The organism is Aquiflexum sp., assembly GCF_977115555.1.
Genome location: NZ_CDSBKL010000115.1, coordinates 1 through 10,869, shown reverse-complemented (window position 1 = coordinate 10,869; position 10,869 = coordinate 1). Strand labels below are relative to the sequence as shown.

The window sequence follows — 10,869 nt, the reverse complement described above, 5'->3', positions numbered from 1 at the left end:
GGCATAGTGCGCCAACTTCTCATGGTCATGTCTTCTGAGTTTTTCAGCAGGAATCCCCAAAGCTTTGTGCCAATTCATTCTCGTTTCAGCCCATACTTTGTACCATTCCAATTCAGAACCAGGACGTACAAAAAACTGCATTTCCATCTGTTCAAATTCTCTCATTCTGAAAATGAATTGGCGGGCTACGATTTCATTTCTGAAAGCTTTTCCAATCTGTGCTATTCCGAAAGGTACTTTCATCCTGGCGGTTTTCTGAACATTCAGGAAATTGACAAAAATCCCCTGAGCTGTCTCCGGTCTTAAATATATCGTGGTGGAATCCTCTGCCACAGAACCCACTTGCGTGGAGAACATCAGGTTAAACTGACGGACTTCAGTCCAATTGGAAGTACCGCTGATAGGGCATTTTATTCCTTCATTGATAATCAGGTCCCTCACTCCCTCCAAATCTTCAGCTTCAAGCAACCTGGCCAAAGCGCCGGTCAAACTATTGGCTCTTTCAATGTCTCCTGCTCTTTCAAAAACCGCTGCATGCTCCTCAACCAAAACATCGGCACGGTAGCGCTTTTTGCTGTCTTTGTTGTCGATCATTGGATCGTTGAAGCTGTCGACGTGGCCGGAAGCTTTCCATGTCGTAGGATGCATAAAAATCGCAGCATCAATCCCAACAATATTTTCATTTAGCCTGGTCATGGTTTCCCACCAAAGACGCTTCAGGTTGTTTTTCAATTCAACCCCATAAGCACCATAGTCATAGACCGCTTGAAGTCCGTCGTAAATTTCTGAAGAAGGATACACAAAGCCATATTCCTTGGCATGTGCGATTATATCTTTCAATTGCGTGTTTTCCGCAGTAGTGTCATTTTTTGCCATGGGCGCAAAATTAAAGAAAATGGCTGAATAGCAAGGGAAAGAACAAAAAACAAAAGGTCAATTACCTAAAAACTTCCTCCTGGTAAATCCTTCTTCCTTCCTTGTTGCTCAAAAAAGCTGCTTCGATGATTTTCAGCACATCTATCGCTTCACTCATTTTTACGTCCGGTGATGTTTTACCATAGATCGCATCAGCGATATTCTGGTAATAAATCCTGTAATCTCCCCTTTCTGTTGGATAGGAAGTGGTTCCATTTTCAAGGTAGAGCTTGCCCCAGGCAGCAGAATCTTCAAATCCCCAATTGATTCCTTCCGGGATTTGTCCGGCTTTGAAGGCCTTTTCCTGCACATCCAAGCCGTATTTGGCATAGGATCCTTTTTCTCCCAAAATCATAAATCTAGGAATAGGCGCATTGGCCAAAACAGATGCTGTCAACCTCACTTTGACTCCCTCATACATCATCGTGATGTCAAAAAAATCATCCGCCACCGCACCGCTTCTTTGCTTTAATATTTCTGCATAAACCCAAATAGGCCTGCCAAAAAGTAAGACTGCCTGATCGATCAGGTGAGTTCCGAGGTCATAGGTTATACCGTTTCCGGGAACTTCCTTTTCTCTCCAATTGTCAACCAAATTGGGTCTGAACCTATCAAAATGAGATTCAAAATGTACTATTCTTCCCAAGATATTCTCCCTGAGGATTTTTTTGATGGTCAGGATATCTCCGTCAAGCCTTCGGTTTTGGAAGACCGAAAGTACCAATCCTTTTGATTCTGACAATTCATTCAACGCTTCGGCTTCTTTGGAATGAATGGTAACAGGCTTGTCTACAACCACATGCTTGCCAGCCTCCAAAGCCAACTTTGCCTGCGAAAAATGGTATTCATTGGGTGTGACGATTACAATCAAATCCGCCGCATCAGCTTCCAATAATTCCTCAAGGCTTTTGAAAATCTCGACCTGCGGATATTTAATTTTTGACTTTTGTTGGTTTCTTTCGACCACAGCCACCAATTCGAGATCTTCGCAAACCGAAATCAAAGGGGCGTGGAAATTTTCTGCTACAGATCCATAACCGATGAGTGCTGTCTTGATTTTGTTCATATCCCCAATTCTATTGCTTTTTTTACCAATTCGGCGACAGAACTGACTCCCAATTTGGCGTGGATTTTTTTGCGATGTGCATCCACGGTATGGACGCTGAGATGAAGTTCTCCGGCAACTTCCTTGTTTGTCATCCCCTGTTTGATCATCCTGACGAGTTGCAGTTCTCTTTTGGAAAGTTTAAATTTTTGTTTGTAATGGTCGGAATATGCATCATCCATATTTTGCTGAAGTACTTTTTGAAAACTCATGATATGGTTTCCTTCATTTACTTCCTTGATGGTGTAGATCAACTCATCCGAGTCGGCATTTTTCAATACATAGGCGTCAGCACCCAATTTTTGACATTTGAGGAAAATGGCCTCATCGTCATACATGGATAGGACGACGACTTTGGAATTTGGAATAAATCGCTTTACCGATTCAATTACACCCGCCCCGTCCAAAAAAGGCATATTCATATCCGTGAGGACAACATCCACTTCATGGGTCTTCAAAAATTCCAGCAATTCCAGGCCGTTTGAAAAAATTCCCTCTATCCTAAAGTCATCATCTTCCTCCAAAAGACTTGCTATTCCTTTGGCAAACATCTTATGGTCATCAGCTAATGCAATACGGATCATATTTTTTTCATTGATGTCGGAAGATATATCAAGCTTTTTGATTTGGCAAAATTAGTTTTATTTCAGTTCCTTTGCCCGGGACAGAATGTAGCTGCATCTCCCCTCCAATAGTGACCATCCTGTTTTTCAGATTATATATCCCCAAACCGGAAGAATGCCCGTCATACTCAAAACCTTTTCCGTCGTCCCTCACCAATATCATGGGTTGGCCATGAGCAGAATCAACCGAAATCTCAATCAGTTTGGGCTGTGCATGTTTGATGGCATTATTGAGACATTCCTGAATGATCCTGATAAGTACCAGTTTTTTGTCTTTTTCAAGCTGAAGCTTTTGCCCTGATTGATGGAAAGAAACTTTACAAAATTCGGCAGATTCCAATTTCTTGAGTTCTTTCCGGATAAAATCTTCCAGAGAAATCGCTTCTACCCAATCTAAGTTCAAGGTTTTGGAAAGTGCCCTGACTTCATGGATAATTTCATTAACCATGTTTTTTCCTTCAGAGACTTTCTCCGGTTTGGAGCTTGACAGGTTCATTTTAGCCAGAGAAAGTAATTGTCCGACATTGTCATGCAGTTCTCTTCCGACATGGGCGAGGATGTCCTCCCTGAGTTCCTTTTCCACATTGAGTACTGTTTTCTCGTATTCGGCTTGGATTTCCCTGACTTTCTGTTGGTTTTTGATCTGACGTTGACGGTGGTATATCACCATGATCACTATAAAAGAAACCATCAACACCATCAGGAAAAAACCCAACAGAACGATTATAAAAAGATCAGAACCGTCGTTTTGCATAGGTGATTTTTTTTGAAATTATCTTTTCCAAAATAGCAGAATCCTTTTTGATAAGCAAAGATGTTCACAAAGCCAATATAAACGTGATTTTGCATCCATACTTTAAAATTTGGATTCTTGTTTTATAAATATTCATTCACTTTTGCGCTTCTTCCTCTCCAACCAAATAGGAATATAAAATGCCAATCCCATCACCCAATACATCAATACACTGAGTATTTGCATGATTTTATTGATGTTTTCCATCAATTCTATATTCTCACCTGAGATAAACCTAAAAGAAGCAAAATATAACAATGACCCTGAGTAGAAAAACATAATCATGGTAATGATCCAAAACATAGGAAGGCTTAGCAAACTTTTGTCCTGATACCAAACCTCTTTCATGAGGCCATAAAAAAAATATAAGCTAAAAGATATCAACAATATCCCTCCTATTACATAAGAAACGCTGTGAAAAACAAACAATGATTGGAAGAAAATGGAGTAGATTATTGCCCAAATAAAAAAGCCGAAAGCAGCAATTGCGGTATATTTTTGGGCTTTTTTAATCGGAAAAACCCAAAAGAAAAAATACAAAATCAAAATGGTTTCCAGATATACAAATAACAGATTGTAATAAATGACATTCTGAATACCTTTTTCACCAGTATAGGTTCCAAATGTTTCAAGAAAAGTCACCATTACAATAACACCAAATAATATTCTATGCAATTTTTTATACTCGAAATCATCAATAAAAAATAATGGGACACTCAACAGTATCCCAAGAAATAAGAAAATTTGGTAAAAATAGGTTTGCATTGATCAGATGTTGATTGGTGGCCTACAATACGGAGGGCAAATCCCTGTTCCATTTTGGATCGAACTATAACCATTTTCTGCATCAGAATCATTTTTAAAAACATCAAAGACCCCATCCTTTTCTTTATTTGCAGCTGAAAGTGCCAAAGAAACCCTTCCTATATATTCTTCTCTATCCTCTCTATCTTCAGGGACTAAGTTTAAATTTCCTGTATCATATTGGCCAAAGTAAATTTTAATTCCCCCAATTTTAGGATCCGTCATCGCTAAAAGTCTTTCTATGACTTCCCTGTCAAAAAATGCCCAAGAAGTTTGTTCTTCGACATCTTGGCCTTCCTTGTCCTTGCCTTTGATCCCTTTCCGTACAGATTTATTATATACAGAAACAAAATTCTTCAATTCTTCTCTTGTCATTGTTCTCGGTTTTGAATTTCAAGAGCCAATAAAGAAAAAAATGGGTGAATTTTAAAGAGGGAACAACTTAATATTCCATATTTTACACTCATTATGGGTGAACGGCAAACTGAAAAGATTGCGTTAAAATTGGGCAGGGGGTTAAAGCCTAAGAGGTTAATTTTTTTGAAAAAACAGGAATATAATAAACCAATCCAAATACAAGATACATGGTACCTCCAATCAACCTTAATACAAAATTCAACCGCTTCCACATGGCATCTTCTAATTCAATGATGTTGTACAAAAATGAAAAATACATCATTGAAGCACTGTAAAAGAGAAGAAAAAAGGAAACCACCCAAAAATCAGGAACCTGCCATAATTTTTCATCCAAATAAGTGTCCTTCGTCATAACCACATAGAAGAAATAAAAACATCCAAAGATGATAAGTGTACTTCCAATGGTAAGACTGTAATTATGGAACTGATCTATCGGGTCAAAAAAAAGGGAATTCAAAAGCCCAAAAAGCCCAAATAACAAAGCGGTAAATCTTAATAACACTTTGCTCTTTGGGTTGTTCAAAATAACAGATAGATAACCTAAAATTAAAATCGTCTCTCCGTAAGCAAATCCGATATTATATACCCAGTGATTTCTAATCCCTTGCCTTGCCAAAAATCCACTATAAAACTCTACTATCGACACCAAAACCAAAATAAAAAAAACTATTCGGTGCCCTTTATTGAAGCTTTTAAGATTCAAAAAAAAACAGGGTATGCTCAATAGCAACCCAGTAAAAATCATAAGAAGGTACCAATTAGATGAATACATAAAAAATCAGGGATTACAATTAGGCGGACAAAGTATTCCCCCATTTCTCGAGGAAGAACCGGAATCAATGGCTAAATCAGTCGAATTTTTTGATTCCGTGCTTAAGTCGAAGATCCCACTTTCTGTCTTATTTGCCGCAGCGATGGCGATGGAAATCCTTCCTATATAGTCGTCTCTATCTTTTCGGTCTATGGGCAGGATATCTAGGTTTTCTTTGTCGTATTGACCAAAATACATTTTGAGGCCACCTATTTTTGGGTCGCACATATCAAGCAAATCCTGAATCAGTTTCCTATCAAAAAACACCCAATCAGATTGTTCTTCGATGTCTTTGCCGTTTTTGTCTTTGCCTTTGATGCATTTTTTGACAGATTTTGCATAAGCCAATCTAAAGGCTTCCAATTGTTCTTTGGTCATGATCCTTGATTTTGTGTTTCAGAATCTAATAAATAAAAAAATAACCAAATTTTATAGGATAGCCATTGAATTTCCTTCATTAAAATTCTTGCTGAAAAATGTCGGGAGAAAAAAAGACAGCCCAAATATCAGGTACATCATACCTGCCATCAGCCTGTTGAACCCGAAAACAATGGAGACATTGTCAGTGACAAACTGCGGTGAAAACTGGAAAAGCCCAAAAACCAAGACTGCTTCTACATAAAAAAACAGGATGGCTGTGCTGATCCAAAAGTGGGGAAGGGCGATCAGGTTCCAATCCTTAAAAACCCTTAGATTCAACATATTAGATAGAAATCTGATACATAAAATGAGTATTAAAATGCTGTTGGGTAAAAAAGAATAGAATTGAAAAACAGAGGCAATGGGCTGAAAAAACAAAGAATTGACAATTCCCCAAACGAGCAAGAAAGAAGAGAAAAGAAGAATTTTATTTTTGGCAGTTTTACTTGTTTCAAATCTGTAGAAATAAAAAATCAAAAGAAAAGATTCCAGATATACCCAACATGTATTGTAAAGCAAAGAATTGTTGATTTTCATGCTTGCGGTATACTTACCGATGGATTCAAAGATCAAAACCAATAGCAGGATCCCTAAAATTATCCCATGACCTTGGACGCAGTCATTTTTCTTCAATTTTATGTAATAGAGCGAAAAAACGACACTCAGCCCAATCACAGAAAGATATACAAAGCTTGACATATGAATTAATTTCTTTCAAAGGTAAGGGGATTCAAAATGCTGAAAAATCCCGTATTTGGGGTATTTTTCAATAAAAACATAAAAAAAGGGAATCAGATCGCTCTGATTCCCTTTGATTTTTGTCAAAATCGGAAATTATACTGCCTTTTTCACAACCTCTTGTGCACTTTCAGCTTCGATTTCCTTTTTCATCAAATCCACCACAATCGGAGAAGCGATGTAAATGGAAGAATAAGTACCTACTACAATACCTATAAACAAGGCAAAAGAGAATCCTCTCAATACCTCACCACCGAAAATCAACAACACCAATACCACAATCAATGTCGTAAGGGAAGTAATTAAAGTCCTAGCCATAGTTTGGTTGATCGCATCGTTAAACATTTTGACCAACTTGGAAGTACCTCTCATTTCGATGTTTTCCCTGATACGGTCAAAGATGATTACCGTATCATTGATAGAATAACCGACTACCGTCAAGATCGCAGCAATGAATACCTGATCAATTTCAAAGGTTGCACCAAATGCACTCGCAATGGCAAACGCAGCAATAACGAAGAGCACGTCATGGGCCAATGCAATGATTGCTCCCAAAGAGAACTGCCACTTGCGGAATCTCAAAAGGATGTAAAGGAAAATCGCTACCAAAGCAAAGAACATGGCTTCGGCAGAAGATTTTTTGATGTCATCCGCCACCGTCGCACCGACTTTGGATGAACCTGTGATCGCAAATTGTCCATCTTGGATATTTGCTGCATCTGTCGAATAGGTCAAGCCCATGATATTTGCAATACCATCTTTTACCTTGCTTTCTACCTCAGCATTAGATGCATCATCGTCTTCATTGATGAGGTAAGATGTAGTGACTTTCATGATGTTGCTTGCACCATAAGACTTCACTTCCACCGAGCCATCAAATTCCCCATCAAGACCCACTTTCAGTTCGGAGGCTACCACAGGCTGCGCAAATGCTACTATATAAGACCTACCGCCGGTAAAATCCACACCAAATTTCAATCCACTGATCAAGGCAATCGCAAGACCTACAACAATGATTCCTGTAGAAAAAATGTAAGCCACTTTTCTTTTACCCATAAAATCGATATTGAGGTTTCTCAAAAGACCTTTGGCTAATGGAGTTGCAAAAGAAATGCTGCTGCCCTCCCCTTTTTTGCTCATAAGGTGCACAATCAATCTCGTGATGAATACTGCTGAAAAGAATGAAGATGCAATACCGATCATCAAGACTATCGCAAAACCTTTTACCGGACCTTGGCCTACTGCATAAAGAATCGCACCGACCAGAAAGGTCGTGACGTTAGAATCCAAAATCGCGGAAAATGCTTTCTTGTAACCTTCATTGATGGCAGCTATCAGCCCCACCCCATTAGCTAATTCTTCTTTGATTCTTTCAAAAATCAAAACGTTGGCATCAATCGACATACCGATCGTCAACACGATACCGGCGATGCCCGGTAATGTAAGTGCCGCACCCAATTGAGCCAAAATTCCCAATATAAAGAAGATATTGAATATCAATGCGGCAATAGCTACGAAACCGCCTTTGGCATAATACGCAACCATAAATACAACAACCAAAACCAATCCGGCAACCATGGAAATAATACCCTGACCTTGAGCTTCTTTACCCAAAGTCGGACCAATAATGGCTTCTTCTACGATTTTGGTAGGCGCAGGAAGTGAACCTGACTTCAGGATATTTGCCAAATCTTTGGCTTCTTCTATGGTAAAGTTACCGGTGATTTCTGACTGGCCTGAAGGAATTTCTCCCTGTACCATTGGTGCCGTATATACAAAATCATCCAAAACAACAGCGATCCTTCTTCCGATATTATCGCCGGTTAATTTTCTCCATCTTCTTGCACCGTCAGCATTCATCTGCATGCTGACAGCAGGACGTGAAGTCTGGTCAAGAGTCTGACGGGCATCTGTGATGACATCTCCTTCCAAAGGGGCTTGGTCACCGGTTCTGCTCTTTTTGATCGCATATAGCTCCAACAACTCAAGATTGTCAGCAACTTCAGGCTTAACAGACCAAAGGAATTTGACATCTCTAGGCAATACTGATTTCACATCTTCTCTTGCAAAAATTCTATTGATAGCAACTGTATCCCTGATTTCATACACTAATCCCTGATTGGATTTGGTCAAAGAAAAAATCGGAGAAACTGATGTAGAAAGGTCTGTGGAATCTGCAGTTCCAGCCAATTGTTTTTCAAGCTCAGATAAGGCAGAAGCGGCTTTTGCAGAATCAGTCTGGGCGATTTCAGGTTGTATGGCTGCTTTTTTGGCTTGAGCTTCTGCCACCAAAAGGCTGTTAGCCGCCTCTAATTGGGACAAATACTCATTTACCTCTGCCACTTCCCAAAACTGTAACTTTGCAACACCCTGAAGGAGATTTCTCACCCTAGAGGCATTGTCCACGCCAGGAAGCTCTATCTGAATACGGCCTGAACCTTGGATTCTTTGAATGTTAGGCTGGGAAGTTCCAAATCTGTCCACCCTTGTTCTCAGGATATTGAAAGACCTTTCGATGGCATTTTCAACTTCAGTATCAATAATCTGAAGAATGTCAGAATCCGAAGATTCTAAAGAAATCCTTCCTCTATTGGCTGCAGTGGCAAATATTCCACTAAGCTTTTGTCCTGGGGCTTGATTTTGCCAAGAACTGTAAAACAGGTCTACAAACTTACTGTTGCTGGTTTTCGCTTCTTGTGCTGCCTCTTCCAATGCAGCATTGAAAGCCACATCCTTGCTGTTTCCGGACAGGCCTTTTAGGATTTCGATGGGAGAAACCTCCAGCGTGACATGCATCCCGCCCTGTAAGTCAAGACCTAGTCCCAATTCGGTTTCTTTGATTTCTTTATAGGTGAATGAGGCACCCAGAAAATTATAAACAGGCTCTCTGTATATAGAATCTAGGTAGGATTGCTTTTTGGCAAAATCCAAATTCCCGGATTCGTCGGTGGCAAATGCCACAGCCTTCTGTTGAATGTTGTTTGATACGAATGTGAATGACAGGTAATACAGACACAGAGCTGTGACTACCACGGTCAAAAACACAATGACTCCTTGGTTACGCATATGATTGTTTTTTGATTGATTGTTGATTACTTGATTTTTGGGGAAGCCGAAAACGGCTTAGGTATTCTGAAAGAAAAAAATATCAGGGTGCATTGGGCGAAATGATCCTTTCCAAAAGGATCTCCCAAAACGGAAAATTCAAGGGAAGTGTAACACTAACCCCGTTTACTATAGGCTTTTCAATAGTGAAAGTTTCATAAATCAGGTAAAAAACCTGCTGAGATACAACCGTTACAAAAGGAACAACAGCGTCAACGGCAATATTTAAAAAAGTCTGGTTATCGGAGGAAGAATCAGATTCCTGAGATTGTTCTTTGGTATTCTCCTTGGTCTGTTGCTCTCCTTTAGGAAAATATTGAACGCTACTTACCAACATGCAAAAAAACAGCACCAACAGAATTGTTGCTCTCTGTCTCAATAATGCAATATTTCGGCTTTGTTTTCTCACGGGCAGCAAATATAGAAATATTTGTAATTACAAAAGACCAAACCTAAAAAAAACTGTCTTTGTGGAATTTCTCTCTATTTCGTTTTTAATCTGAGATATGTTCTGATGACATCCAAGGCATGGTCAAAATTCCGGTTGTTTGGAATGATCAAATCTGCGTCGTTTTTAAATGGCTCGATGTATTTTTCATACGTGGGCATGACGTGCATTTCATACCTGTAAAGTACATCATCCAAGTCATAGCCCCGCTCTACTTTGTCCCTGACAATCCTCCTTTTGAGCTTGATATATTCTTTGGCATCGATAAATACTTTCAAGTCCAACAGGTCCGCCAACTCTGGATAATAAAGAACAAATATGCCCTCCACTACCACGACTGGCGCAGGAGCGAATTCCAGTGTTTTGGGTTTTTTATTGGGATTGTTGAACGTATATTCCTGTCTGTACACCGTCTGGCCTTCTTGTATTTTTTTGATATCCTCGGCGTATTGTGCAAAGTCAATGGAATTGGGCGTGTCAAAATTATGGATACCTTTTTCATCCACCGGCTGGAGATGCCTTGGCTTATAATAATTGTCCTGGGATATCAAACAAACCTCCCCGGGTTCAAATGAATGAAGAAGCTTGTCCAAAAATAATGTTTTTCCAGATGCGCTTCCCCCGGTAATTCCTAGAATGAATGGTTTGTTCATGGGGAACAAATTTAAAAATTTATTTGAGAAAGTTGAT

General features: G+C 39.4%; 12 protein-coding genes. All 12 read right to left on the bottom strand.

Annotated elements, in window-relative coordinates:
* A partial coding sequence (locus ACZFYI_RS09035) for a glycine--tRNA ligase (protein ID WP_462523797.1) occupies nt 1-876 on the bottom strand: 876 nt, incomplete at its 3' end.
* A gap of 61 nt (nt 877-937) precedes the next feature.
* The gene (locus tag ACZFYI_RS09030) at nt 938-1,981 is read right to left on the bottom strand and encodes an oxidoreductase (protein WP_462523796.1); all 1,044 of its coding nucleotides are present in this window, start codon (nt 1,979-1,981) and stop codon (nt 938-940) included.
* Nucleotides 1,978-2,604: a response regulator gene (locus tag ACZFYI_RS09025; protein ID WP_462523795.1), complete on the bottom strand. Its 627-nt coding sequence runs from the start codon at nt 2,602-2,604 to the stop codon at nt 1,978-1,980. Before ACZFYI_RS09025 ends, ACZFYI_RS09030 begins: the two co-directional genes overlap by 4 nt.
* Nucleotides 2,605-2,632: 28 nt before the next feature.
* Nucleotides 2,633-3,397 carry a sensor histidine kinase gene (locus tag ACZFYI_RS09020; protein ID WP_462523794.1) on the bottom strand — a complete coding sequence of 255 codons (765 nt, stop codon included), beginning with the start codon at nt 3,395-3,397 and terminating at the stop codon, nt 2,633-2,635.
* A 132-nt stretch (nt 3,398-3,529) separates the two neighbouring features.
* Entirely contained in the window at nt 3,530-4,111 is a 582-nt protein-coding gene (locus ACZFYI_RS09015; RefSeq protein ID WP_462523793.1) for a hypothetical protein, read from the bottom strand.
* A gap of 93 nt (nt 4,112-4,204) precedes the next feature.
* Nucleotides 4,205-4,615: a hypothetical protein gene (locus tag ACZFYI_RS09010; RefSeq protein ID WP_462523792.1), complete on the bottom strand. Its 411-nt coding sequence runs from the start codon at nt 4,613-4,615 to the stop codon at nt 4,205-4,207.
* A 148-nt stretch (nt 4,616-4,763) separates the two neighbouring features.
* The gene (locus tag ACZFYI_RS09005; protein WP_462523791.1) at nt 4,764-5,159 is read right to left on the bottom strand and encodes a hypothetical protein; all 396 of its coding nucleotides are present in this window, start codon (nt 5,157-5,159) and stop codon (nt 4,764-4,766) included.
* A gap of 276 nt (nt 5,160-5,435) precedes the next feature.
* Nucleotides 5,436-5,846 (bottom strand): hypothetical protein, encoded by a 411-nt coding sequence (locus ACZFYI_RS09000; protein WP_462523790.1) that lies wholly within the window; start codon nt 5,844-5,846, stop codon nt 5,436-5,438.
* A gap of 51 nt (nt 5,847-5,897) precedes the next feature.
* Nucleotides 5,898-6,587 (bottom strand): hypothetical protein, encoded by a 690-nt coding sequence (locus tag ACZFYI_RS08995; protein ID WP_462523789.1) that lies wholly within the window; start codon nt 6,585-6,587, stop codon nt 5,898-5,900.
* Between the two features lie 135 nt (nt 6,588-6,722).
* Entirely contained in the window at nt 6,723-9,692 is a 2,970-nt protein-coding gene (gene secDF / locus ACZFYI_RS08990) for a protein translocase subunit SecDF (RefSeq protein WP_462523788.1), read from the bottom strand.
* 82 nt (nt 9,693-9,774) lie between these two features.
* On the bottom strand, nt 9,775-10,140 hold the full coding sequence (locus ACZFYI_RS08985) for a hypothetical protein (RefSeq protein ID WP_462523787.1): 366 nt from the start codon (nt 10,138-10,140) through the stop codon (nt 9,775-9,777).
* Nucleotides 10,141-10,214: 74 nt separating this feature from the next.
* On the bottom strand, nt 10,215-10,832 hold the full coding sequence (gene udk, locus ACZFYI_RS08980; protein WP_462523786.1) for a uridine kinase: 618 nt from the start codon (nt 10,830-10,832) through the stop codon (nt 10,215-10,217).
* Nucleotides 10,833-10,869: the final 37 nt, after the last annotated feature.